This is a genomic window from Flavihumibacter solisilvae, assembly GCF_000814475.1.
Classification (GTDB): Bacteria; Bacteroidota; Bacteroidia; order Chitinophagales; family Chitinophagaceae; genus Flavihumibacter; species Flavihumibacter solisilvae.
This window is the reverse complement of record NZ_JSVC01000001.1, coordinates 183,863-207,281: the sequence shown is the minus strand read 5'-3', so window position 1 is coordinate 207,281 and position 23,419 is coordinate 183,863. Positions and strand designations below refer to the sequence as shown.

26 protein-coding genes are annotated in these 23,419 nt (G+C 44.7%); 12 read left to right on the top strand and 14 right to left on the bottom strand.

All coding sequences use genetic code 11. From position 1 onward, the window contains the following. Entirely contained in the window at positions 1–780 is a 780-nt protein-coding gene (locus OI18_RS00845) for an enoyl-CoA hydratase/isomerase family protein (RefSeq protein WP_039136197.1), read from the bottom strand. Between the two features lie 31 nt (positions 781–811). Beyond that, positions 812–2,857, bottom strand: coding sequence for a phenylacetic acid degradation bifunctional protein PaaZ (gene paaZ, locus OI18_RS00840; RefSeq protein WP_039136194.1), 2,046 nt, complete (start codon positions 2,855–2,857; stop codon positions 812–814). A gap of 101 nt (positions 2,858–2,958) precedes the next feature. Here paaZ and OI18_RS00835 point away from each other — a divergent pair, with 101 nt between their 5' ends. Beyond that, on the top strand, positions 2,959–3,426 hold the full coding sequence (locus OI18_RS00835; RefSeq protein WP_039136192.1) for a hypothetical protein: 468 nt from the start codon (positions 2,959–2,961) through the stop codon (positions 3,424–3,426). A 34-nt stretch (positions 3,427–3,460) separates the two neighbouring features. Here OI18_RS00835 and OI18_RS00830 read toward each other — a convergent pair whose 3' ends face one another. Further along, positions 3,461–4,042, bottom strand: coding sequence for an adenylate kinase (locus OI18_RS00830; RefSeq protein WP_039136189.1), 582 nt, complete (start codon positions 4,040–4,042; stop codon positions 3,461–3,463). A 273-nt stretch (positions 4,043–4,315) separates the two neighbouring features. Between OI18_RS00830 and msrB the strand changes: the two genes are divergently transcribed. After that, the gene (gene msrB / locus OI18_RS00825) at positions 4,316–4,753 is read left to right on the top strand and encodes a peptide-methionine (R)-S-oxide reductase MsrB (protein ID WP_240312689.1); all 438 of its coding nucleotides are present in this window, start codon (positions 4,316–4,318) and stop codon (positions 4,751–4,753) included. Positions 4,754–4,956: 203 nt separating this feature from the next. Here the strand turns inward: msrB and OI18_RS00820 are convergent, their stop codons facing one another. Next, positions 4,957–5,544 carry a YceI family protein gene (locus OI18_RS00820; protein ID WP_039136185.1) on the bottom strand — a complete coding sequence of 196 codons (588 nt, stop codon included), beginning with the start codon at positions 5,542–5,544 and terminating at the stop codon, positions 4,957–4,959. A 53-nt stretch (positions 5,545–5,597) separates the two neighbouring features. Beyond that, positions 5,598–5,945, bottom strand: coding sequence for a response regulator (locus OI18_RS00815; protein WP_052272744.1), 348 nt, complete (start codon positions 5,943–5,945; stop codon positions 5,598–5,600). Between the two features lie 202 nt (positions 5,946–6,147). Between OI18_RS00815 and OI18_RS00810 the strand changes: the two genes are divergently transcribed. The 3 genes from OI18_RS00810 to OI18_RS00800 all read left to right on the top strand — a co-directional run bounded on the left by OI18_RS00810 (position 6,148) and on the right by OI18_RS00800 (position 7,211). After that, on the top strand, positions 6,148–6,417 hold the full coding sequence (locus OI18_RS00810) for a YtxH domain-containing protein (RefSeq protein ID WP_039136183.1): 270 nt from the start codon (positions 6,148–6,150) through the stop codon (positions 6,415–6,417). Positions 6,418–6,484: 67 nt separating this feature from the next. Continuing rightward, positions 6,485–6,826, top strand: a complete 342-nt coding sequence (locus OI18_RS00805; protein ID WP_052272743.1) for a phage holin family protein — start codon at positions 6,485–6,487, stop codon at positions 6,824–6,826. Next, positions 6,819–7,211 (top strand): hypothetical protein, encoded by a 393-nt coding sequence (locus tag OI18_RS00800; protein WP_039136181.1) that lies wholly within the window; start codon positions 6,819–6,821, stop codon positions 7,209–7,211. The genes OI18_RS00805 and OI18_RS00800 overlap by 8 nt, the downstream gene beginning before the upstream one ends. Positions 7,212–7,214: 3 nt before the next feature. On the opposite strand, the gene OI18_RS00795 is transcribed toward OI18_RS00800, so the two are convergent. From OI18_RS00795 to OI18_RS00790, 3 genes are all read right to left on the bottom strand, one after another. Beyond that, positions 7,215–7,646, bottom strand: a complete 432-nt coding sequence (locus OI18_RS00795) for a response regulator (RefSeq protein WP_039136179.1) — start codon at positions 7,644–7,646, stop codon at positions 7,215–7,217. Between the two features lie 75 nt (positions 7,647–7,721). After that, positions 7,722–7,886 carry a DUF1328 domain-containing protein gene (locus OI18_RS24120; RefSeq protein WP_072038920.1) on the bottom strand — a complete coding sequence of 55 codons (165 nt, stop codon included), beginning with the start codon at positions 7,884–7,886 and terminating at the stop codon, positions 7,722–7,724. Between the two features lie 91 nt (positions 7,887–7,977). Next, positions 7,978–9,372, bottom strand: a complete 1,395-nt coding sequence (locus OI18_RS00790) for a sensor histidine kinase (RefSeq protein ID WP_039136177.1) — start codon at positions 9,370–9,372, stop codon at positions 7,978–7,980. A gap of 198 nt (positions 9,373–9,570) precedes the next feature. Here OI18_RS00790 and rpoN point away from each other — a divergent pair, with 198 nt between their 5' ends. Genes rpoN through OI18_RS00770 form a run of 4 tightly spaced genes read left to right on the top strand, consistent with a single transcriptional unit; the run spans position 9,571 to position 15,938 of the window. Continuing rightward, the gene (gene rpoN, locus OI18_RS00785; protein ID WP_039136175.1) at positions 9,571–10,980 is read left to right on the top strand and encodes an RNA polymerase factor sigma-54; all 1,410 of its coding nucleotides are present in this window, start codon (positions 9,571–9,573) and stop codon (positions 10,978–10,980) included. A gap of 36 nt (positions 10,981–11,016) precedes the next feature. Further along, the gene (locus tag OI18_RS00780; RefSeq protein WP_039136173.1) at positions 11,017–12,492 is read left to right on the top strand and encodes a sigma-54-dependent transcriptional regulator; all 1,476 of its coding nucleotides are present in this window, start codon (positions 11,017–11,019) and stop codon (positions 12,490–12,492) included. Then, on the top strand, positions 12,492–14,468 hold the full coding sequence (locus OI18_RS23515) for a sensor histidine kinase (protein ID WP_052272742.1): 1,977 nt from the start codon (positions 12,492–12,494) through the stop codon (positions 14,466–14,468). The genes OI18_RS00780 and OI18_RS23515 overlap by 1 nt, the downstream gene beginning before the upstream one ends. A 9-nt stretch (positions 14,469–14,477) precedes the next feature. Then, positions 14,478–15,938, top strand: coding sequence for a hybrid sensor histidine kinase/response regulator (locus OI18_RS00770; RefSeq protein WP_039136172.1), 1,461 nt, complete (start codon positions 14,478–14,480; stop codon positions 15,936–15,938). Positions 15,939–16,016: 78 nt separating this feature from the next. Here the strand turns inward: OI18_RS00770 and OI18_RS00765 are convergent, their stop codons facing one another. From OI18_RS00765 to OI18_RS00750, 4 genes are all read right to left on the bottom strand, one after another. Next, positions 16,017–16,685, bottom strand: coding sequence for a porin family protein (locus tag OI18_RS00765; protein WP_052272741.1), 669 nt, complete (start codon positions 16,683–16,685; stop codon positions 16,017–16,019). A 206-nt stretch (positions 16,686–16,891) separates the two neighbouring features. Then, positions 16,892–18,385, bottom strand: coding sequence for an alpha-amylase (amyA, locus tag OI18_RS00760; RefSeq protein ID WP_039136171.1), 1,494 nt, complete (start codon positions 18,383–18,385; stop codon positions 16,892–16,894). Between the two features lie 9 nt (positions 18,386–18,394). After that, positions 18,395–19,549 carry an NAD(P)/FAD-dependent oxidoreductase gene (locus tag OI18_RS00755; protein WP_160290177.1) on the bottom strand — a complete coding sequence of 385 codons (1,155 nt, stop codon included), beginning with the start codon at positions 19,547–19,549 and terminating at the stop codon, positions 18,395–18,397. Positions 19,550–19,602: 53 nt separating this feature from the next. Further along, positions 19,603–20,514, bottom strand: a complete 912-nt coding sequence (locus OI18_RS00750) for a YihY/virulence factor BrkB family protein (protein WP_039136166.1) — start codon at positions 20,512–20,514, stop codon at positions 19,603–19,605. Positions 20,515–20,699: 185 nt separating this feature from the next. Between OI18_RS00750 and OI18_RS00745 the strand changes: the two genes are divergently transcribed. Further along, a complete protein-coding gene (locus OI18_RS00745) occupies positions 20,700–20,852 on the top strand; it encodes a lmo0937 family membrane protein (RefSeq protein WP_152616688.1) in 153 nt (50 codons plus the stop codon). A 147-nt stretch (positions 20,853–20,999) separates the two neighbouring features. Here the strand turns inward: OI18_RS00745 and OI18_RS00740 are convergent, their stop codons facing one another. Continuing rightward, positions 21,000–21,350, bottom strand: a complete 351-nt coding sequence (locus tag OI18_RS00740) for a hypothetical protein (protein WP_152616687.1) — start codon at positions 21,348–21,350, stop codon at positions 21,000–21,002. Positions 21,351–21,521: 171 nt separating this feature from the next. Here OI18_RS00740 and OI18_RS00735 point away from each other — a divergent pair, with 171 nt between their 5' ends. Together OI18_RS00735 and OI18_RS00730 are read left to right on the top strand one after the other, a co-directional pair. Next, positions 21,522–22,013, top strand: coding sequence for a hypothetical protein (locus OI18_RS00735; RefSeq protein ID WP_039136162.1), 492 nt, complete (start codon positions 21,522–21,524; stop codon positions 22,011–22,013). 22 nt (positions 22,014–22,035) lie between these two features. Next, complete coding sequence (locus tag OI18_RS00730) at positions 22,036–22,620, top strand: DUF937 domain-containing protein (protein ID WP_039136160.1); 585 nt, start codon at positions 22,036–22,038, stop codon at positions 22,618–22,620. Here the strand turns inward: OI18_RS00730 and OI18_RS00725 are convergent. Then, positions 22,617–23,345 carry a hypothetical protein gene (locus OI18_RS00725; RefSeq protein ID WP_039136158.1) on the bottom strand — a complete coding sequence of 243 codons (729 nt, stop codon included), beginning with the start codon at positions 23,343–23,345 and terminating at the stop codon, positions 22,617–22,619. The genes OI18_RS00730 and OI18_RS00725 overlap by 4 nt on opposite strands. Between the last annotated feature and the right edge of the window lie 74 nt (positions 23,346–23,419).

Sequence of the window (23,419 nt, the reverse complement as noted above, 5' to 3'; positions counted from 1 at the left end):
TCAGGCCTTCACTTTTGATTTGAACTGGTCGATGGCCGCGCGGGAAAATTCGCTCAGAATTAACCGGCCGCTAATGGTTGCTCGTTCATAAAGCAGGGTGTCCCAGTTTTCTGTACCCCTCCATAACACTTTCTTCATTTCGGTCATCGCCTCGGGTGAGGAAGCCGCCAAAGTTGCCGCAAGGCGCTCTATTGATTCATCCATGCTTTCCACATTCGGATGCAGTTCGGCGAAGAGGCCTTTTCTCCTGGCCCAATCGGCATTTCGCCACATTCCCGCATCGATAGCAATTTGTGAAAATGAAGATAGGCCGATCTTTCTTTCAACTGCAGGTCCGACTACAAACGGGCCGATTCCAACCGAGAGTTCGCTTAATTTCACTTCAGCCCCTTCAACGGCAATTGCATAGTCCACTGCTGCTGCCAATCCGACCCCACCTCCTACACATTTCCCATGAATGCGGCCAATTATGAGTTTGGGAGCCTTGCGCATGGTATTGATAACATTGGCAAAACCACTGAAAAAAGCGAATCCCTGTTCAGAAGTGCGTATTGCGCTTAGTTCATCAAAGGACGCGCCGGCACAGAATACTTTTTCGCCGCCAGACCTGAGTACAATTACCCGTACTTCGGCATTATTGCCTGCGTAGAGAATTTCCTTCGCAAGTTCGTCGAGAAGCTTTCCTGGTAAAGAGTTGCTTTGTGGGTGAAAAAACTCGATGGTAGCAACTCCCTTGTGAATTTCTGACTGGACGTATCCACCTTTAACTTCCTGGATCATGTGTCAATGTTTGTACGGATAATAAAGTTAATCATTGTTTTTTACGCACCATGGTGAGAATGGTGGCCACAGCCACCTGGTCACCATCGGTATCCAAAACTTCCACGTACCATTTAACGATTCCTTTGGGCACGTCAGTATCTGATTTCTGTTCCTGTTCGATTTTTTCCTTGCAGGTAAACCTTACTTTGATTGTCGTACCGGCATACACAGGTTTTAAAAACCGGAGTTCATCAATTCCATAATTCAGGAGTACGGGTCCTTTACCGCTGCCATCCACAAAGAGCCCGGCAGCTGCACTCAGAATAAAATAACCATGTGCCACCGGTTTTTCAAAAAGAGTTCCTTCCAGGGCCGTATGATCCGTGTGTGCATAAAAATGATCCCAGCTCAGGTTCGCGAAATTGACGATATCAGCTTCGGTTATCGTACGATTGCCGGTTATCAGCTGGTCTCCGATCCGGATTTCTTCAAAGTGCTTACGGAAAGGATGGATCACGTCTTCATTACCTTTCGCATAGGGCTGGTAAACACCAGTCACACCGGTGATCATGTCTGGTGAGCCCTGGACCGCAATACGCTGCATATAGTGGTTCACCCCCCTGATCCCACCCATTTCTTCACCCCCGCCTGCCCGGCCCGGCCCTCCATGTACCAGTAAAGGAAGCGGAGAACCATGACCGGTAGATTCCCTGGCACAATCGTTATTCAGAACGAGAATGCGCCCATGCCAGGGGCCCGCACCTAATATATAATTCCGCGCTGTCGAATGATCTTTGGTAACGATGCTGCTGCAGAGGGAACCTTTACCCATCCGGGAAAGTTCGATCGCTTCATCCATGTTTCTGTATGGCATAATTGTGCTCACCGGTCCGAACGCCTCTACTTCGTGAACTTCTCTATGGGTAAACGGCCGTTCATTCAGTAGCAATAAAGGACTCAGGAATGCACCTTTCCGGGCATCCGCATCTATTACTTCAACACTGTCAAGTGAACCATAAACCAGGCTTGATCCAGCCAGAAGTTTAGACACCTGTTCGCGCACTTCATTACGCTGCTGTTGTCCGGCAAGCGCACCCATACGTACTTTTTCATTGAGTGGATTACCGATTGTTGTTTGTTTAAGGGCTCCCGCTACATCCATCCACACCTCTTCCATTCTGTTTTCAGGTACAAAGATCCTCCGGATGGCGGTACACTTTTGTCCTGCCTTCGCTGTCATCTCCTTCCTTATCTCCTTAATAAAAATGTCCCATTCCAGGCTCCCTTTTTCAACGTCCGGGGCAAGGACTATACAATTCAATGAGTCGGCTTCCATATTAAAAGGAACATTTTCCCTCTGTATTGCCTGGTGAGATTTTAACTGGTGACCTGTTGATGCCGACCCGGTAAAACTAATGACATCCTGGGGATGCACATGATCGAGCAGATCGCCGGCACTTCCGCAGATTAACTGCAATGCGCCATCAGGCAGAATGCCTGAGTCGATGATAACGCGTACAACCGCTTCCGTAAGGAAGGAAGTTATTGTGGCCGGTTTTACGATCGCCGGCATCCCGGCAAGCCAGTTCACGGCCACTTTTTCCAGCATACCCCAAACAGGAAAATTAAAGGCATTGATATGTATTGCCACACCTTCCTTCGGAACCATGAGGTGTGTACCCATAAAACTGTTTTGCTTACTTAGGTTATGAGATTCACCATCTACATAAAATGACTGGTCAGGAAAACGACGCCGGAGCGACGCATAAGAGAAAAGATTCCCGATTCCGCCTTCGATATCGACCCAGCTGTCGGCTTTGGTTGCCCCGGATTTGTAGCTTATGTCGTAAAATTCAGGAAGGTGCTGCTGAAGATGCAATGCAAGGGCTCTCAACATTCGCCCCCTCTCATGGAAAGTCATTCTTCGTAATGCAGGGTTACCGGTTCTCCGGGCATAGTCAGTCATGGCTTTAAAATCCAGTCCTTTGGTAGAGGCGGCTGCGATCGGATCGCCGGTTACCGCATTAAAAAGCAACTGTCCGTCGCCATCGCCCGTGACCCATTCCCCGGATACATAATTTCCCAGTTTATTCATATAGCAAGCATTTATTACTGCAAATTAGCAGAAAATTGAGGTGTTGTTGCAGCGGGGCATTCGCAAAAGCACTGCATATTTGTAGTAATATTTTAGTTGTTATGAAGAATATCTATATATCTGCCTTAGTCCTTTGTGTTATTTCCACAGGTTGCAACAATGCGACTGATCATTCGGAACACAGGAAAGACGGCTTTTCCGACAATGCAAAAACACCTCAGGACAGCCTTTACCAGCTTGTAATGGATGGTCATGACGTTGGAATGGCGAAGATGGGAAAGATCCGGTCATACCAGCAGCAGGCCCAGAAGGCTCTTGACAGTATCCAGCGATTGCCGGCGTCAGCAGCGAAGGAGCGCCTGCAACAGACTTTTATGGGAGTACAGGAAGACCTGAATTTTGCCGAGTACAGCATGAACACCTGGATGGAAGAGTTTATTCCGGATTCTGCAAAGGATAACCCAGAAGGCCGCCTGACCTATTTGAAGACTGAACACGAAAAAGTAGAAAAGGTGAAGAACAATATCCAGCTGAGCCTGCAGAGAGCCGACTCACTGTTCAAAAAGTAAAATGTAAAAAGAGGAAACTTAAAAAAGCAGCCCGTCAGGCTGCTTTTCTTTTTTCTATTTCTCCGCAAAGCGCATCGAAAATGTCGTCAACAGTTCCTTCACCTTTTATACTTACCACCTTGCCAAACTGGCGATAGTGGTCGGCTACTGCTGTAGTCTTTTTATGGTATTCGGCGATCCTCGCCCTGATAACCTGTTCGTCACGGTCATCACTCCGGTCACTGGTCAGTCCGCGGTTCAGGAGGCGCTTAACCAACTCTTCTTCAGTAACTTCCAATGCCAGTACCACGTTAATGGCTTCGCCCCGGGTTGACAAAAGCGTGTCTAAGGCCTCACTTTGTGCTTTAGTCCTCGGAAAACCGTCGAAAAGAAAGCCTTTTGCCTGTGGATTGGCATCCAGGGCTGACCGGATCATGCCGATCACAACTTCATCCGGAACGAGTTCTCCCCTGTCCATAAAAGATTTCGCTTCCAGGCCTAACAGAGTCTGGTTAGCAATTTCACTTCTTAAGAGGTCACCGGTGGAAAGATGTTTTAACCCATAGCGGGAAATAAGCCTTTCTGATTGTGTGCCCTTTCCACTACCGGGAGGGCCAAATAAGATTAAATTGAACATGATAGCTGAAAACCTAATGAGGCTCAAATTTAGTGCATGCTGTTTAAAAATGATCGATCATTTTGCCACTAGGGTTGAATATTATTCAAACCGGGCATTCATTTAAATGAATGCAAACGTTTGTTAGTGTTGAATAACAGGCAACCTTGTTGCCGTAAGTTTGTTAGTGATAAGTGTAAAAATATGGCCAGATATTTAATATTGATTTGTTGCGTACTGTTATTCGAGCAGTGCAGTTATTCGCAGTCGTCAGACAAAAAAGAATCAAAAGCAATGGACACATCAAAAAAGAACTCCGTCTACTCGCGGAACTCCACAGAAAAGGTGAATTTAAGTGAAGAAGAATGGAAGAAGATCCTGCCTGAAGACGTATACCATATTGCAAGGCAAAAGGGAACAGAGCGTCCGTGGAGCAGTCCATTTGAATTGTCAAAGGAGATCGGTACCTACTATTGCAAAGCATGTGGTAACCCGTTATTCAGGAGTGACACAAAATTCGAAAGCGGTTGCGGATGGCCCAGCTTTTACGAGCCGATCAGCAAAGGAAGCATAATTTACACACCGGATAATACCCATGGGATGGTGCGGACCGAAGTTCAGTGCGGCAGGTGTAAAGCCCACCTCGGACATGTATTTGAAGACGGACCGCCGCCTACCGGATTGCGCTATTGCATAAATGGTGTAATCCTCGATTTTGACAAATCGAAGTAATCGGTCAGTTCGCCGGCCAAATTCGCCCAGTGAGCGAATAAATTCTCTTCCGGCCAGACAAATTTCAATCTTAGAGTAGCAAAACAGGGTAGATACCAAATAAATCGAAACTATTCAGGTTGTTACGTATTTGGAACTGGTTTTGTAAAAAAAAAGAGGTCGTCAGGGAAGTCGACCTCTTTTTATTTTCGGCTTATTGAATGTTATTTAACCTGGTCCAGTTCCACCTTCACAGTTACATCGACATCCTTTCCAACTACCAGTCCACCGGTTTCAGTGGCACGATCCCATTTCAGTCCGTAATCAAACCGGTTAATAGTAGTTGTTGCTTTAAAGCCAGCCTTTGTTCCACGCTGACCGGCAATTGATCCGCCATAGGTAACATCAAATGTCACCGGTTTGGTCACTTCTCGGATAGTAAGGTTTCCATTGAGTTTATATTTATTGTTACCCAACGACTGCATGGACGTGCTTTCAAACTTGATGGTCGGATACTTCTCAGCGTTAAAGAAGTCATCGCTTTTCAGGTGCTTATCGCGGTTTTCATTTTCTGTATTGATGGAATTCACATCAATGGAAAAGGAGATTTTAGCGTCTGAAAAATCCGGTTTGCCATTTTCAACCGAACCGTCCCAGATCTTAAAAGTTCCCTCAGATTCAGAAACTACCATGTGACTTACGGAAAAACGAACGTTGGAGTGATTTTTATCCAGTTTCCATTTGGTTTGGGCAGATAAAGAGGTCGCAAATAATGAGCCTGCTACGAAAAGCAGCATCTTCCATTTTTTCATATTACTAGTTTTACTGTTACAACACTAAGATAATGGAATATGCGCAAAAGTGATCAGAGGTCTAAATCGTTCAGTTGTTGATGGGAGAAAGGCTTTTCTATTATATGCAGTCGGTTTTTATCGGTGTGTTCCGGGATAGCAGGATGAAAGGCACTGATTAAATGAATGGTCAACGCCGGGTAATTATCCAGCAGTTGGGGTGCCTTTTCCCACCCGAGTCCGTCGGGCAGGTTATTGTCCAGGAATAAAATGTCGGGGTGCCATTGTTCAAGTTGCTTTAGTCCGTCTTTCAGGTTATTTGCCACTTCCACCTGGTATTTCTTCCGGGTAAAATAGATCTTAAGCAAAAGGCAAAGGTCCTCTTCATCATCCACGATAAGTATTTTCTTCAAACCGCTCATGCAGTACTACTTATAAATATCAGTGCCAATATTAACCGCCTGTTCGAGGCGGCTGGAATCCGGGTTTTCGGGCAATATATTGCCCGAATCAAGCCCGGTAATTTTCCGTACATCTTTCCAAGATAATGATTCTTTTCGCTGGCATGAAGTTTTAACCCGTTGATGGTAAAGAAAGTAATTCTTAATTCTAAAAATTATCGCTATGACAACGACTTCAAAAGTAGTATTAGGCATTCTGGGGGCAGCGGCTGCAGGAGCAGTGATTGGCATGCTCGTAGCTCCTGAAAAAGGTTGTGATCTCAGAAATAAAATTGCCGGCAATGCCCGCGACTGGGCAAACGAATTTGCAGATTGGCTGAATGCAAGAGGCAATGACCTGAAAAACGTAAAAAATACCGTGGCTTCAAAAGCTGAAAACCTGGCGAATGAAGCAGGTTCTGAATGGAACAGGGCTAAGAACTCCATGGGATAAATAATACGCTTACCGCACAGGCCGGGTTGCCTGTGCGGTAATTTTTTTCATCAAACGTAAATGTGAGATGGATACTATTAAATCCACCGCTGAAGATATTTTCGATCATGCCGGCGACCTGGTTGAAACCTATTATAAACTGACGGTAGTAAAGGCTGCTGACAAAGCATCGGGCATTGCCTCGTCAGGGTTGCTAGCACTTACTGCATGTGCCCTGGGCCTGATCATTTTGTTTTTTGCAGGTATCGGTCTTGCCTGGTGGATAGGTGAATCAATGAACGACATGAAGATGGGTTTTTTCATTGTAGGCGGAGCTTTTCTCGTCTTGTTGCTAATCCTGATAGTAACGCGAAAACAGGTGTTCTTTCCAAAACTGAGGAACCTCTTAATTCGTAAAATGTATGAATAGCGTCATCCACACCCACGACGATCTTCAGCATGAAAAGAACAGGCTCGAAGGATTGCTCAAAATTCAAAAGGAGCAGCTCAAAACTGATTTTGGACTGTTGAAAAAACAACTTGAACCTGCCTCGGCTATTCTTCGCACTGTGGGTATGTTCACCGGAAGCAGAAATGCCGACGGAAAGTCAAACTCAAAACCTGGACTGCTGAAACTGGGACTGGATCTTGGAATAGATTTGTTGCTGCGAGGAACAATATTTAATAAGGCTGGTTTTGTAACGCGGATGGCAATGCCTGTATTATTGCGCAACTTTTCTTCAAATGTTGCCTCTGGTAAGGGCAAAGGACTGTTTCAATCAATCAAGAATATCTTTAGCAGAAAGAAGAACTAATGATCATGGAATTTGTGCCGTTTTGAACCAGTAGGATCGGATATCCTCGATAGTTTGTAATAAAGATTCAAATCCCACCGGTTTTACTACATAAGTGTTTGCCCCGAGTTCATAGCACCGGTTTATTTCTTTTTCATTTTTGGTTGTAGTAAAAACAATAACCGGAATTTTCTTAAAGCGGGGATCTTCTTTTATTTCTTTCAAAACCTCTCTTCCATCTTTCTTGGGCATGTTCAGATCGAGCAGGATAAACCCAGGTAAATTGTGCTGGTTTGTCTTTTCATCGTACTTAATATTCCGGAGGTAATCGAGCAATTCAACTCCATTCTCTACAAATGTCAGTTTCTCTCCGTATCCTTTTTCCGCAAACGCCGTTTCCAGTAGAAATCGATCATCAGCGTCATCCTCGGCGACTAGTATATACACTTTGCTCATTTCGACAATGCTTAATTTCCTGCTCAGTTTAAATTACCACAAATATTCCGATAATCAGGATGACATGTAGAATTATTACCCCTGTTTCATGGAGCCGACGATCAATGACAGCAGGAAAAAAACTATGAAAATGTAAAAGAGAATTTTTGCTATGCTGGCAGTTCCTGCTGACACACCGGAAAAACCCAATAGCGCCGAGATTAAAGCGATTACCAGGAAGATCAATGTCCATCGTAACATATTAGTGGATTTCGGGTGGGTGATGAAGTTTACACACGGATAAAATAAAGAACCATGCCAGCTTTCGCCTGTAATTATAAGAAAATGACCGTCAGCCTTTCGGAAAGAAGAGGGTAAAGGATGCTCCCTGGTCAGGTAGTCCTTCAGCAGCTATAAAACCATTGTGATTGGCCATTACCCGCTGGCAGATTGCTAATCCAATGCCTTTACCGGTGTAAGTATCATTGGGATGCAACCTTCTGAATAGCTGGAAGATCTTTTCGCTGAACCGGTTATCGAAGCCAATCCCGTTATCCGAAATGGTTATTGCCAGGTAAGCTTTGCTGAGATGGGGCTGCAGAAAAGCGTCCACCTCTTTCTCTTCAAGGTACCGTGAAGTGACGTCGATTTGCGGTGGTCTCTGTGGATGGGCGAATTTCAGTGAATTGTCAAACATTGCCCGGAACAATGCCCTCACCTGGCTGGGGTATACCTCAAGGACCGGTAATGGGCTGATATTAATTTTTGCAAGTTTACTGTGGAGTTCAGCATCAAAAAGATCGATCACTTCTTCTATGATTTTATTTATAGAAACCAGTTCTTTTTCCTCCGATGAGTCGATAAGAGTCATGAAGTCAGAAATATCTTCAAGCATGCCCTGCAGCCTGCTGGCCGAAGCATCCAGCCGGCCCAAAAGCATCTGCCCTTCGTTATCGAGCTTGTTTTTCTGCTTAATGATCACCCTGTCGGTAAACATCCGGATTTTGCGAACGGGCTCCTGGAGGTCATGGGAAGCGGCAAAAGCTAGCTGAGCAAGTTCGGCATAACTCTGTTTTAATGCCATAACCTGCTGCTGCAGAGCATTTTGTGATTTAATTCTTTCAAACAGCTCCCTAAGTAGTAATATGAATAGCAGCAAGCAAACCAGTCCTACTACGATGAACACCTGGCGGAAAGCATAGGGGGTCATTTGCTGATACATTTCTTTTTGCGTGAATCTGCTTGCAAGCAGTTTTTTCTCCGCCGCTGTCATCTGGTTGAGCACTCCCTTGAAATCTTCCATCAGTCGCCTGCCTGATGCCATCTTATCGACCAATACAGAATCATAAGTTCCGTCATTGACCATCGGGATAGTACTTTCCAGTACTTTAAGCCGTAAGTTGAGGTTATGGCGTAGTAAAGAAAGTCGCATCAATTGCATTTTATCTTCCCGAACCAGTACTGCCAGGGAATCGAGCATTGGGGGAAGCGTAGTATGGGCCAGGAACAATGGCGTGAGGTACGTGCTGTCGCGGGTCAGTACATAACCTCTCAGCGATGATTCAGCCTCCCGCGCTGAAGATCCGACCCGCTCAACTACATCCAGCACTTTAAACGTGTGTTCAATCTGGTCACTGAATAAAATAAAGGAAGTCAGGCGTTTATAGCTGATAATCGACAGGATCGACATTACCAGAAGTGCCAGGGAAAACCCGATGATCAGATATATAAAATTACTTTTTTTCATATACAACCCATTCCCCGATTTGGGAAAATGGTTCTACACCGCTAAGAATCATTGCCTGCAAACAGCCTATGTGACTGTTTCTTAATGCATATACTCCAGTGAAAATTAACGATTTATATATTTTTTCATGCAGAAATCGGGCTTAATCGACTTTGGCTTCCCTATTGAATTATAATAGGTAACCATAATCATAGTCGTATGATAAGCCAGAGCCAACAACAACAGCATACATTAAAGATATTGCCTCAGCAGATTCAGTTGCTGAATCTTTTTCAATTGAATAGCCTGGAGCTGCAGATGCACATCCGTCAGGAAATGGAGCAGAATCCATACCTGGAGGAAATTCTTGACCAGGGCAGTGAAGCCAAGGCTGACAAATGTGATCACGAGGCTGAACAGGATTATAAAGACTGGGAGGAATTTGCAGACAATGACGTTCCGGATTATTGTCGGGAGTATGCGAATTACTTTAATGAAAGTAACAGGCCTGACAGACCGATTGCAGATGTTCTCGATTTCAGGGAGGAGGCTAAAAAACAATTGTCTTACAAGGATGTCGACGAAAGAGTACAGACATTGGCTTGCTACCTGATCGATTCACTGGAAGATACGGGCCTGTTGCAGAAAGACCTGGTCACAATTGCCGATGATTTTTCATTCCGGTATTTTCTGACCACACCGGAAGAAGTAGAGCTCGCACTCAGAACTGTTCATGAGTTGGAACCTGTTGGTATAGGCTGTCGTGATATCCGCGAATGCTGGCTTTTACAGCTGGCAAAAATGAATCAGAAGAGGCCTGATGTGGCCAATGCAATACTATTGCTGAAGAATCACTATGAAGATTTCAAATCCCGACGTTTCGAAAAGATCATGGATATGCTTCAGCTGGATGAGGAGGAGTTTCGGATTATAGTTCAATTTCTGGGCAGGCTTCCGATGCGGCCTGTTGCAGAACATCTTACCTCCATTTCACCAAAAGACAGCATAATTCCGGATATCCAGGTCAGTCATGATGGTGATGAGTTTACCATTACGATCTGCGGCATAACAGCAGAGAATTTTCGGGTGAGTGACGAGTTGAATGAAACAATCAAGGTAACGAAGGACAAAAGTGCGTTGCAATATCTTAGAAGCAAGATGCAGTCGGCCAACTGGCTTATGTATGCGTTGCGCCAGCGAAATGAAAGCATGATGAAGATCACAAAGGCGATCATCCGCTTTCAGAAAGATTATTTCCAGGATGGTGATGTGAACAAACTGCAGCCGATGATCCTCAAGAATATTGCTGACCAGGTAGGCCTCGACATCTCAACTGTTTCAAGACTAACCAGCAATAAATATGCGGATACACATTTCGGAACCATTCACCTTAAGGACCTGTTCACAGAAGGTATTATTAACAAGAGTGGAGAAGTGATCAGCAACAGGGTGATTCGTCATGCGTTGGAAGAAGTGATCGGAATGGAAGATAAACGAAACCCATATACTGACCAGCAACTGGTAGCAATCCTGATGAACAAAGGGTATAAAGTGGCGCGGAGAACAGTGGCAAAATACAGAGACCTTTTGCAAATCCCGGTCGCCCAGGTGCGGGCCATGTGGGCTTAACTTTAATCAGTAATTTTAAACAAATACCTCGACGACATGCAGAAAATTCTGGTAATAGATGATGACAGGGATATGTGTATGCTACTCAACCGCTTCCTGACAAGACAGGGGTTTGACGTAATGGAAATTTACAACGGCAAAAAGGCGCTCGATTATCTTGCACAAAACAGGCCTGACCTTGTCCTTTGTGACTTCCGGTTGGAAGACATGGATGGCAAGCAGGTGCTCACCCGAACCCGTGAAATGTATCCGGACATACCTTTCATCATTATCACCGGGTATAGCGATGTCAAGCTTGCAGTCGAAGTGCTAAAACTGGGCGCATTCGATTATGTGACCAAGCCGGTATTCCCTGATGAAATCCTGGTCACCATCAGGAAAGCTCTTGAATCGCCTCAAACCGGTGTAACGGCGAGTCAGCCTGAAAAGAAACCTGCGCCGGTCGTACAGGCAGCATCAAGGGATCCTAAGGTGCCGCCGCCACCGAAGGACAAATACATTTTCGGGTCATCCCCTGAAATGAAGAATATAATCAAGCAGATTGAGCTGGTGTCTCCTACAAACTACAGCGTCATTATTTATGGCGAGAGCGGCAGCGGAAAGGAAGCGATCGCAAACAAGATCCATGAACAAAGTAACCGGCGGAATAAGCCGTTTATTGCAATTGATTGTGGTGCACTTTCAAAGGAGCTCGCAGGAAGTGAATTGTTTGGTCATGAGAAGGGATCATTTACCGGCGCATTGAACCTGAAGATAGGAAGTCTTGAACTGGCAGACGGAGGTACTGTATTTCTTGATGAGATTGGGAACCTTCCTTATGACATCCAGGTGGCATTATTGCGGGTGGTCCAGGAACGTAAGATCCGTAGAGTAGGAGGCAATAAAGACATCGACCTTGATCTAAGGATAATTGTGGCCAGCAATGAAAAATTATGGGATGCGGCCAGGAACGGCAAGTTCCGCGAAGACCTGTACCATCGTTTCAATGAGTTCAGTATAAGCCTTCCGCCACTGCGTGAAAGAGTTGATGATGTCTTACTGTATGCACGGCACTTTCTTGCCACGACAAATGCGGAACTTGGTAAAAGTATCATTGATTTCAGTCGTGAGGTACAGCAGGTATTTAACAGCTATCCGTGGTATGGCAACCTTCGCGAATTAAGGAATGTCGTGAAAAGGGCAGCCTTGCTTACCGACGGAAGTTATGTAGAAATACAATCCCTGCCTTTTGAAATAACTTACTATAACAAATTGAACTTCGACGGCCAGGCACACTATGAGTCACAGGCCGCCATACCACGTATTGTCGAAGGCGGTGCGCAACATCCTGTTAGACCGGTCCTAAATGAGCAATCACTGAAGTCTGTAAGCATCGATGCAGAATATGAAATGATTATTGAAGCGTTGAAGCAGTCCAACTTCAACAAGACAAAAGCAGCCAAATTATTGAATATTGACCGCAAGACCTTATATAACAAGATGAAGCAATACCAGCAATTCAATAATCTCTAATGGATTCTGAAAACGACATTTTTCCCATCCAGAAACTGAGAGACCTACTTGCAACCGGAGAAAGTAATGAATCGCTGGTGCAGCAGATCACGGACCTTTTTCCGGTGATCATTTACGTGTATGATGCAGAGAAGAAGAAGATGCGTTTTATCAATCGCAGGGTAAGTGAACTGTTGGGTTACGCGTGGGAAGATCTTGGAGATATGCATAACGATTTCAGCAGTCTCATATTGGAAGAAGACCGCGAACTTGTTCGCTCCGAGCTGGAAAAATATCTCTCGCTCGGCGATGATAACACTCACACTTATAATTGCCGGTACGCAAATAAAGCCGGTGACTGTCGATATTTTAAAACCGTTGGTACCATACTCAGCAGAAATAAATCGGGTGGGGCATCATCACTTCTGTTTATTGCGCAGGACATAACCAACAACGTGCAGTCAGAACTTGATAAAGTTGCTGCACGGAAAATAATTGATAATACAGAAAGCATGTTGAAGATCGGCCTGTGGAACTGGGATCCGGTTTCCGAAAGAACCGAATGGTCTGAAGGGATGTATGTATTGCTCGGGTATACGCGTGAAGAATTGCCTGAAATATCTCCGGATCTTTTTTACAGGCATGTTAATGAAGGCGATAGAAACAAACTACATCTCAAAGTGAAAGAGGCCCTGTCAACAGGAAATGAATACCGGATGGATTTTTCTATCCAAACCAGGGATGGAAGGAAATTATATATAAATGCTATGGGCCGGCCGGTTCGTGATGCGTCAGGAAATATTGTAAAACTTACAGGCATTGACATGGACATTTCGGAGAACTATTACCAGGTCCTTGAATACAAGGCCAACAAAGAGCTACAAAAGCAGACTGAAAGAATGTTGAACTATGGCATATTTGTCTGGGATGTGAAAGACCGAAGTGCAAATCTGTCTGATGGGCTTTATGAAATTTTTGAAGTAGAGCGAGATGCGGATAAGCCGGGTGTGAATTATGACTGGTACCTGCAGCATGTTGTTGAAGAGGACAGGGAAAAGCTAGAATCGGCTGTAGCCTCCGCCATAACGAATAACGGTGAATTTGAAGTTGAGTATGATATAATCACTGAAAGGGGAAATCATAAGACCGTTAACTCAAAGGGGAATGTCCTGGTGGACGATAACAATACCCCAATAAGGGTTGTGGGCAACATCAGGGATGTGACGAGGGTAAAACAGGTTGAAAATGAATTGAAGCGTCACGTACGTGAGTTAAACAGGTCCAACAAGGAGTTGGAAGAATTTGCATATGCCGCATCTCATGATCTCCAGGAACCCCTGCGGAAGATTACCACATTCGGGTCGAGACTCATGAATAAATATGGAGACAAGCTGGGTGACGAAGGCAGGATGTATATTGAAAGAATGGAAACAGCTTCTGAGAGTATGCGTAACCTGATTGAAAACCTGCTGGAACTTTCCCGTGTAACACGGACTGCACAACAGTTTGAATCAACAAACCTTAATGAAGTTGTAGATGAAGCAATGTCTGACCTTGAGCTGCCAATCGATGAGTCAGGCGCTACAATTTCAGTTGATCAATTGCCGCAGATTGAAGGAATACCATCGCAGCTCCGCCAGATGTTCAACAACCTGTTAGGAAATGCATTGAAATTCAGAAAGCCGCAGGTGAGACCGCTTATACAGGTAAAGGCGACAAAACTTAACAGGAAAGAAAAGGAAAAGCACCTTCTGTCAACAGATAGAAACTATTACCAGGTAGATATAGCCGACAATGGTATAGGGTTTGACCAGGAATACGATCAGCGGATATTCCAGATTTTCCAACGACTACATGGCAAATCAGAATATCCGGGATCGGGCATCGGACTGGCAATTTGCAAAAGAATTGCTGAACGGCATAGCGGTCAGATCTTCGCCCGTGGAATCGATGGTGATGGTGCTGTATTCAGTGTAATTTTACCAGATAAACAATAACACCGCTGAATGTCGCCATTTCTCCAGAAGAAAACACGCATCCTCCTTGTCGATGATGATCAGGACGATTATTTTATTACCAGCGAGTACATCAGGGAAATTGAGGAAGGGCAATTCGAAATTGCCTGGGCTAACACCTACCAGCAGGCGCTTTCCTACATGAAGGAACACGCCTTTGATATTTATTTTGTCGACTACCGGCTAGGTGCAAAAACGGGTGTGGAGTTGTTGAAGGAAGCTATAGCTTCGAAATGTGAAGAGCCGATTATTTTACTGACGGGGAAGGGAAACAGGGCAATCGACCGTGAAGCCATGAAGCTTGGCGCATTCGACTACCTGGTGAAATCGGAATTGAATACCGAAAAGCTGGAACGGACAATCCGGTATGCTCTTGAACGGTCATCCTATGTAAATGCTATCAAAAGGAACGAACGGAAATACCGCAATATTTTTGAGCAGTCAATGGATGCGGTATTCATAGCCGACATGGACCTTAAGTTCAGGGATGTTAATCCCGCCGCCAAGAACCTGTTGGGTTATTCAACAGAGACACTTTATAATCTCGAATTGCCGGAAATCATAGATGATGAACTGACTTCTGCCAGGTTGCGCCAGTTATTGCAGGCAGGTCGTGGAATAAATGACAGGGAGGTTGACGTAAAAACCGGCTCAGGCGAAAAAAAGTCGTGTATCCTTTCAGCCTCCGTCGAAACGGATGAAGAAGGTCAGTCATACATCCAGGGTATCCTGCACGACATAACCAACCTCAGGAAGAATGAATGGCTGACCTTGCAGGCTGAAAAACTTGCTGCGACCGGCCGGCTCGTCAGAACGCTTGCTCATGAAGTAAGGAATCCGCTCAATAATATCACATTGTCTGCGGAACAAATGATGCAGGAAGTAAATGATGAAGGGAGCCTTCTGTATATAAATGTCATCAGGCGGAACAGTATCCGGATAAGTAACATCATTGCTGAATTGCTGAATAGTGCACGACCGACAGATATAGAACTGAAAGTTATCTGCCTTCAGAATCTCATGGAGGAAGTAATGGCTATCTGTGCAGACAGCATCAGGTTGAAACAGGTAAAAGTTGAAAGTCACATCCTGCAGGAACCGTTATATGTGCTTGCTGACATGGAAAAATTGAAAATAGCCATTATCAATATAATTGTCAATGCTGTGGAAGCGATGGAAGAACAACCGGAAGAAGGCCGGCATCTTTATATAAGGATTGACCGCAAGGAAGGGCTCGCAATTATTGAAGTTATGGACAGCGGCTGCGGTATCTCCGACGAAAACCTGGGCCGCCTGTTCGAACCTTATTATACATCAAAACGAAATGGGATGGGATTGGGATTGGCATCCACGCTGAATATTATACAGTCCCATAAGGGGTACATTGATGTTAATTCTGCACTCGGGAAAGGAACGACCTTTACCATCAATCTCCCGCTTCACCAGGAGTGATAGCCATTTAAATCAGACTGGAAAAATAAATGTCCCGCACCAACAGCGGGACATTTAACAGGTACTGGACCCCCAACCCTAAAAACCAACGCCAACGTAAAAACTAAGGTTTGTATTTTTTATTCCTTTGAAAGCCTCGCCACTAACGCTTCCGGATTTGCCTATTTCATTTAACCCGATCGTATACCTGGCGCCTAAGGACACATTCTGTAAATCAATTCCAACTCCTCCGGCAACACCGTAATCAAACCTGTTGAAATTATCTGCATCAAGGTCAGCGATCTCATCAGATGATCCATCTGATTCCATATCCCTGATATTGACTGCAGCCAGGTAACTGATGTATGGTCCCATATGGATATTAAAATTGGGTACGATATTGAACACTCCAAGTACAGGTAGTTCCACATAATGCAAATTTGTCCGAACCTCACCCTTACCCATCAAAACATTATCATACTTAGTTTTACTTCCTTTGTTGCTGTATAACAATTCCGGTTGAATGGAAAAGCCTTTCGAGACAGGAAGTTTAGCAAATAGTCCCGCATTTAGTCCAGCCTTCAGATTGTTGTCATTAATATCGTCGTTGTAAAAATTGCTAAGGTTAATTCCGCCTTTAAATCCTGCTTTTGTCGATAATCTTGGTTCCACCTGTGTCTGTTGTTCCTGGGAACGGGCTACTACTCCCGAAAGCATCGCAGCAATCATGAGTACGGGTATTAACCTGTTTTTCCTAGGCTGATTCATAAGTACGTTTTTTAGGTTTACAACTAATTTTCCAATCCCGCTTCTTTATGCATATGTCCCTTGATGGCCTAAAACTTATTTCGTAAATCCTGTTCTTATCAACCACAGTTTGCAAACCCTTTGGGTATGGATATATGTTCTTCCAGGGTGCGGATGAATCGGGTATACCGTAATAGATCCAAAGTCTCCAGATCATACTTAAAATTCTATGCCAGCCCTTCAAAAACCCATACTGAGACGGATCCGGCGGGACAAAAGAAGTTTGCCCCGCCTTTTTCGTCCAATGTGATTATCTGGTCACGCTTTTTAAGAGCATCGACCATTTTTTTCCCCGCATTTGCGGTTCCCATTTCCATGTATTTGAATCCATCGTCACCGTTCGAAAGCAACACGGCGAGCCCACTGTTGGGTACGGATTCGTGTCCTGCCCGGATCCACCCAATGCAATTTGGATGATCGAGATAATCCCGCTGCTCACCGTGGGCAGCTCTGTTCCGAAGTAGGAGAAGGGCTTCGAGTTCTTCAACCTTCGCTAAATGGATCTCGTATTCATTCCCATCACCTCCTTTATCTTTATACGTGGCACCATATAATGCAGGAAAAAAGACGCAGGGAGTACCCTGCTCCCGCAAAAGGATGATTGAGTATGCAAGCGGTTTGAACCACTGGTCAACCGGAGATTCCAGGCTTTGTAATGGCTGAGTGTCATGGTTATCAACCAGAGTTACTGCCAGGAGTGGAATGATTCCTACCAGCGTATTGTCGAAGATCTTGCAAAGATCATATGATTTTCCTTCCTTGCCTGCCGTATGGAAATTATAATGAAGCGGGGCATCGAAAAGCTGGACTCTTCCGCCGGTTACTTCAATATATTGCTTCAGGGCATCGGCGTTATCGCCTTGCCAATATTCGCCCACAACAAATAGATGTTCCGGTGTCGAATGTTGTACATGATCGACCCATTCATTTACAATATTTGGTGTCATATGTTTAATGGCATCTAAACGGAAACCATTAACTCCCGTTTTCTGAAGACACCAGGTTCCCCAATATTTCAATTCTTCCCGGACTGCAGGATTTCTGAATTCTACATCGGCTCCCATCAGGAAATCGTAATTTCCCAGCTCCTGTTCAATCAGCTCTTCCCACCCTTCCCCATATTCGTTAAGGATGGAGAAAACTCCCTGCTCATCCGGGCTATGAGAATGGTCGATGCCAGAAAAGCACCGGTGATCCCAGATGAAACGCGAGTATTTTCCTTTTCTTCCCGGAAACGTGAATTTAGTCCAGGCTTCGATTTCCATCTGATCGCTGATAAATTCTTCCCGGTTCTCTGGATTGACTTTCCGCACCATTATCTTTTCCAGCTCGTCAGCGCCATGCTTATGGTTAAATACCACATCAGCAATGACCTTTAATCCTGCTTTGTGACATTTCCGGATGGCAGCGATATATTCTTTCTTCGACCCATACTTTGTGCGTACGCTGCCTTTCTGGTTAAATTCACCGAGGTCAAACAGATCGTAAGTATCATAACCCTCCGATTCACCTCCTCGTGAACCTTTGTATGCAGGTGGAAGCCATACAGCGTTGAATCCTTTTTGTTTCAGTTGATCTGCCTGGTCAGAAAGGAAATGGTATAGTGAACCGTCAGCCGGATAGTACCAATGAAAGAACTGAAGCATGGTAATGCGTTCCATATATTTCTTTTAACGGTTAAAGGAGAAGATTTTTAAATCCGCGTCTTCTTGTCCCGACAGGTATGACGTGATCAGTTCGGCTGCGATCAGGCTGAATGTGATTCCATTTCCGCCGAATCCCAGGGCGAAAAAAGTATGCGGCCTTTGCCTGATACTTCCAATGTAGGGTAAGCCATCTTTTGTTGAAGCAAAGGTTCCTGACCATTGGAAATCTGGTTTGAGGGGAATGGTTGGGAACTTTTTACTGAAAGACTTAATCAATTGTTTTGTTTTTAAAGGGATGCGGGAGTCCCGTTTATCGGGGTTGTAAAAATTGTCATCTTTACCACCGATAAGAATCCGGTGATCATCAGTCGTCCGCATGTACATGTAAGGGTCGGCAGTTTCCCAGATAAGGCATCTCCTGTGCCACAGGGTTATATCCGGCATAGGCTCGCTGACCAAAGCATATGTTGCATGTAGGTCCTGCACCTTGAACGGGATATATTGCTGGGATTCGTACCCGCTGGCGATCACGAGATGCCGGGCGTGGATCATTGCTCCTGTTTCTGTTTTTAGTTCAATGCCTTTCTTTAAATGTTTGATGGCCGTAACCCTCGTATTGTCAAAAACAGCAGCATCCTGGCGCCGGCAGCTGTCAAGCAGTTGGTGGGTAAGATGGTAGGCATCCATTTCTGCACCAAGAGTGGAATAAAGAGCCGCATCAGCATCAAATCCCATTTTGTTTTTTATTTCTTTGCTTTCCCATAACTGTAGTTTAAATCCAATCGTTTTCCTTAACCGGTATTCCCTGGTCAGGTCTGCAACATCTTTTTTATAGGATGCAACCTGGAGACTTGGCCGGAAGCGGAAACCGGAATTGTTGTCAAATCGTCGGCAAATTTCTTCCAGCTTTTTAATGGCTTCGGCACACAGCTGGTAACTCCTGGCGGCGGACTTTTCTCCTACAAGTGGAATCAGCCGGTGCAGTGGCATGTCAATCTCATATTGAAGCAGTGCCGTGCTTGCCGCAGTGCTGCCCATTCCAACGTGCCGCTTGTCTACAACAGTGACATCAAATCCGGCACGGCAAAGATGCCATGCCACCAATGCCCCACTGATGCCTGCTCCTATTATTGCAATATCTGTCCGGTGGTTTGATGACAACGATGGGTAATTTGACATCAAACCATTTTTGAGCAGCCAGTAAGGGCTGTGTGAGCGCAGATCCATGTTGGTTAATTAACCGGGACTTCCTTCGATTCCCGCTTGATGATGAATACGGCAGACTTATCCGGTTTGATTCCGCTGCCGTATCGGAGGGAATATGCTTTTGTGAATGAGGCGCCGAAGTAAAGGATTACGGAAGAATAATACACCCATACCAGGATGATGATAATGGATGCTGCTGTGCCGTATGTTTTACCAAAGGAAGCATTGCCAATATAGAATCCAATGGCAAACTTTCCCAGCAGGAAGAGTATCGCAGTGAAGGCAGCTCCCCGTATGGCGTCCTTCCAGGATATTGATGCATCAGGCAGCACCCTGAATATTATTGTGAACAATGCCGTAATCACGACATAGATGGTAATATAGTTGAGGATATTAAAGATGATCACAGCCGTATCGGGAAATATTGATGCCAGCTTATCGTTCAGGAGTTCGACCAGGGCGTTGATGATCAGGGCAACCAACAGGATAAAACTGGTGGCAACCACGAGAGAGAAGGAAATCAGCCTGTTCAGCAGCAGGCGAACCAATCCTTTTTTCGGTTTCGCCCTGATCGACCAAATATAATTGATTGAACTCTGGATTTCAGTGAATACTCCCGTGGCTCCGATAACCAGCATTATGATGCCGACAACAGCGCCGGCTGTTGTGTTTTCAGACCTTGCGAGGCTACCAATCATATGCTGAACCTGGTAAGCTGCAGAATTTCCTACCAGTCCCCGGATCTCATGAAAGATCTTTCCTTCAAGTGCTTCCCTTCCCCAAAAGATACCTGCCAGTGAAATGATCAGTAATAATACGGGTCCCAGGGCGAATACTGTGTAATACGATAGTGAAGCGCTTAGCTTCATTGCGTCATCTTCAATAAAAGATTTTGCTGCCGTTTTAATGAGCCTGAAAAAGTCGCCTATTCTTTTCATCAACAGGAAACAGTAATAAACTATGCCGCAATAAATGTTTCCTTATACTCTGATTTCTTACCCGTTTCGTTGAGAACTTTCTACAGTTTGGTCAGGAATGATTATCTCGCTCCGTTCAAGTGTTACCGGCATCATTTTTTTTCATGTGGGAACAAACCAATTTATTCACTATAAAAGGTCATGTTATGAGAAGCATACTATATATCATCGCGGTAATATTGATAATAGGCTGGTTGTTGGGGGTGTTCGTTTATAGCGCATCAGGTCTGATTCATATTCTGCTGGTACTGGCAATTGTTTCGATCTTACTGAGTTTGATTCGCCGGGGCGTGGAATAGAATCTTGGTTCTATATATCTCACGCAAGGCCATTGTAGTAATGGCCTTTTTTATGTGGTGCCTGGAATGGATAAAAAAAACGTAGTGCATGCACTACGTTTTTTAGCCGTTTTTGATTTAACGTGATACGATTTCCAATTGCCGGTATTAGTCAGCAACCGCCTTCTTCTTTTGAATATCTTCTACCTCGATAAAGAATTCACCGACATCTTGACTAGCATAGATTCCATACGCATCAGCCAGGGTCCCTCTTCTGCCATCGTTAGTTCGTATGAGGTAAAGGATGTCATTATCGTCAGGGTCAGATACTCCTTCGAAACGATAGAAGTCAACAACATGTACCTGGTCTGGTTGATAGGATTTTCCACTATCTGCATGGTACAATAAACCATCCATCACGTTGAAATTTGCCGTGAAGCCGTTATGAATTGCTTTTTCCATGCAATAAGCAAGGCTGCGCATTGCACCCAAAGCCTTTACTGCTTTTAGTTTTTCCATGATATTATGGTTTATCCCGGGATTCTTTAAAATCTTATTCCAGCGAAGCAAATACACATCTCTTTACAAATCCGGTTCTGTATCCGGGAAAGAAATTCTACATCCGTTAACGCTGGACTTGATTTACTGAAATGGTACTCTTTTTTTAAGTATCCGGGAAACGACTGTTATATGACCACTTATAATACATTACAGCAATTGATGAATAGCTTTCAGCATTGCCTGTTTTTTAACCTGAGCGACAAAGAATGGAAATTGCCCAATGGAATAGCCCGTTTGCTGGATGTTGACGACAGCGGATGTTGTTGGTTTCTTTTCCATATTTCCGTTGACGACACTGGTCTCTATGAAACTGAGTCACCTGCCAGAATCAGGTTGTATGAAAAGGGCAGGGATTGTTACGTCGAAGCCAATGGAAAAGCTGAGCTACTTCGGGATCCTATCGATTGGACCCGTTGTACCAAGATCTCATATGGAATGGCCAAGGCGCTCCGTTACCACGGACTGATCGTGCGATTCAGAATTTTCCAGGCAACTGTAAAGGAAGCAGGAAGAATTGCCAGGAGGAATTTTTTCCAACGCATGTTTGATGGATTCAATGAATGGATCTCAGGCAGACAAGTAGGCGAAACAGTGTACCCACATCATGTACTGTCTCATTAAATCATCACGTTAAACATCAGTTATGGCGAAGAATATTATACTGCACCTCAGGGAGTACCTTGGTGCACACATTCAAAAGATTGATCCCAACACACAGGCGATAGACGACAAAGATCACCGTCACAAGTATGATCTTCTAGCCCAGGCATCTGTGCCCGCTGTACTGGTAGCATTTTACAAATTTACCCGCACACCCGAAGGTGCAGCCGGAATTGCCTCGTACAACAAAAATATCTCACCACTTGACTTTGTGTTGGGTGATCTGCAGCAGACAGCGATGCAACGAGTTGCGCAATATGCAGGCGTAGGAACCGGGCAGGCGAAGAATGTAATGGATGCTGTTGCGGACGAGACCTTGCGGTTTTTGAGAAACGAACTCGGCAGTACTTTAAAGCCGGACACAGTTCAGCAATATTTCTCGTCTCAAAGGCATGATATCCTGTCTCATTTGCCTGAGGATCTCCAGATGGGTTACCTGTTACAGGATTCAACAATTGATGACAGGGCAAATAAAATGGAAGGACCGATGTCGGGTCTTGCACATACCATAGAAAGCATCTTCTCGGCTTCGGGCGCTGATAAAAACAAGGACAAGCCGAAGGCCTAATCTTCCTTTGTCCAAACCTCGTAGATCGGATCACCTTTTGAACTTTTACCCCTGTGCTGCCATTTGTCTTCCTTTACGCTACCTTCAAATGACAATTGCATCCCAACCCGGCTGCCATCACGTGAAAAGAATTCGATCTTTTCAGTATAACGACCATCTGTAAAAGAATAAGTGCCACCACCGGTTCCAAAAAACTCTCCTGTTTCGGTGTTAATGGCAGCCCATTGAAACCGGGTACCTGTCAGGATTTTTATGGTCTTCCTGGCTGCCGGAGGGATATTATACAATTCTCCGTTCTGTTCACGTGCAGAAATTCGCCAGGTGGCATTTAATGGCCCGTTGCCTGCATCTATTCGCGTAAAAGTCAATTGTTTCCCTGTTATGTTTGTTTCCAGGCGTCCTTCCTTAATAGCATATACGCAGGTAAACGTTTTTCCAACAAGCGACTTTTCCGAAGTGTTGAATTCTGTAGTCAATTGCAGGTTTCCGGATTCCCTATTATTTCCATCACCACGCCATATGCCACCGTCAGTGTGATGGAATTTCTTGTCCTCAACGCTGTAAACGCTATAGGAATAATGTCCATTGGTAAACAGCAGCACGTGATCAAGGTTTTCTGCTTTCATGGTCCATGCACCTGTGATCTGTGATTGCTGGCTGTAGCTTTTGATATTGGCGAATGCGGTCAGTAGTAGAGACAGAAAAACGTAAAGCAAACGTTTCATTGTAGCGGTTTTATTAAATCTACTGATATTATCGAAAAATAAGAAAGCACCGGCGTGTTTTAATGCCGGTGCTG

Coding starts and splice junctions, on each gene's coding strand:
- OI18_RS00845 (WP_039136197.1), bottom strand. CDS start 780: ATGATCCAGGAAGTTAAAGGTGGATACGTCCAGTCAGAAATTCACAAG.
- paaZ (WP_039136194.1), bottom strand. CDS start 2,857: ATGAATAAACTGGGAAATTATGTATCCGGGGAATGGGTCACGGGCGAT.
- OI18_RS00835 (WP_039136192.1), top strand. CDS start 2,959: ATGAAGAATATCTATATATCTGCCTTAGTCCTTTGTGTTATTTCCACA.
- OI18_RS00830 (WP_039136189.1), bottom strand. CDS start 4,042: ATGTTCAATTTAATCTTATTTGGCCCTCCCGGTAGTGGAAAGGGCACA.
- msrB (WP_240312689.1), top strand. CDS start 4,316: ATGGACACATCAAAAAAGAACTCCGTCTACTCGCGGAACTCCACAGAA.
- OI18_RS00820 (WP_039136185.1), bottom strand. CDS start 5,544: ATGAAAAAATGGAAGATGCTGCTTTTCGTAGCAGGCTCATTATTTGCG.
- OI18_RS00815 (WP_052272744.1), bottom strand. CDS start 5,945: ATGAGCGGTTTGAAGAAAATACTTATCGTGGATGATGAAGAGGACCTT.
- OI18_RS00810 (WP_039136183.1), top strand. CDS start 6,148: ATGACAACGACTTCAAAAGTAGTATTAGGCATTCTGGGGGCAGCGGCT.
- OI18_RS00805 (WP_052272743.1), top strand. CDS start 6,485: ATGGATACTATTAAATCCACCGCTGAAGATATTTTCGATCATGCCGGC.
- OI18_RS00800 (WP_039136181.1), top strand. CDS start 6,819: ATGAATAGCGTCATCCACACCCACGACGATCTTCAGCATGAAAAGAAC.
- OI18_RS00795 (WP_039136179.1), bottom strand. CDS start 7,646: ATGAGCAAAGTGTATATACTAGTCGCCGAGGATGACGCTGATGATCGA.
- OI18_RS24120 (WP_072038920.1), bottom strand. CDS start 7,886: ATGTTACGATGGACATTGATCTTCCTGGTAATCGCTTTAATCTCGGCG.
- OI18_RS00790 (WP_039136177.1), bottom strand. CDS start 9,372: ATGAAAAAAAGTAATTTTATATATCTGATCATCGGGTTTTCCCTGGCA.
- rpoN (WP_039136175.1), top strand. CDS start 9,571: ATGATAAGCCAGAGCCAACAACAACAGCATACATTAAAGATATTGCCT.
- OI18_RS00780 (WP_039136173.1), top strand. CDS start 11,017: ATGCAGAAAATTCTGGTAATAGATGATGACAGGGATATGTGTATGCTA.
- OI18_RS23515 (WP_052272742.1), top strand. CDS start 12,492: ATGGATTCTGAAAACGACATTTTTCCCATCCAGAAACTGAGAGACCTA.
- OI18_RS00770 (WP_039136172.1), top strand. CDS start 14,478: ATGTCGCCATTTCTCCAGAAGAAAACACGCATCCTCCTTGTCGATGAT.
- OI18_RS00765 (WP_052272741.1), bottom strand. CDS start 16,685: ATGAATCAGCCTAGGAAAAACAGGTTAATACCCGTACTCATGATTGCT.
- amyA (WP_039136171.1), bottom strand. CDS start 18,385: ATGGAACGCATTACCATGCTTCAGTTCTTTCATTGGTACTATCCGGCT.
- OI18_RS00755 (WP_160290177.1), bottom strand. CDS start 19,549: ATGTCAAATTACCCATCGTTGTCATCAAACCACCGGACAGATATTGCA.
- OI18_RS00750 (WP_039136166.1), bottom strand. CDS start 20,514: ATGAAAAGAATAGGCGACTTTTTCAGGCTCATTAAAACGGCAGCAAAA.
- OI18_RS00745 (WP_152616688.1), top strand. CDS start 20,700: ATGAGAAGCATACTATATATCATCGCGGTAATATTGATAATAGGCTGG.
- OI18_RS00740 (WP_152616687.1), bottom strand. CDS start 21,350: ATGGAAAAACTAAAAGCAGTAAAGGCTTTGGGTGCAATGCGCAGCCTT.
- OI18_RS00735 (WP_039136162.1), top strand. CDS start 21,522: ATGACCACTTATAATACATTACAGCAATTGATGAATAGCTTTCAGCAT.
- OI18_RS00730 (WP_039136160.1), top strand. CDS start 22,036: ATGGCGAAGAATATTATACTGCACCTCAGGGAGTACCTTGGTGCACAC.
- OI18_RS00725 (WP_039136158.1), bottom strand. CDS start 23,345: ATGAAACGTTTGCTTTACGTTTTTCTGTCTCTACTACTGACCGCATTC.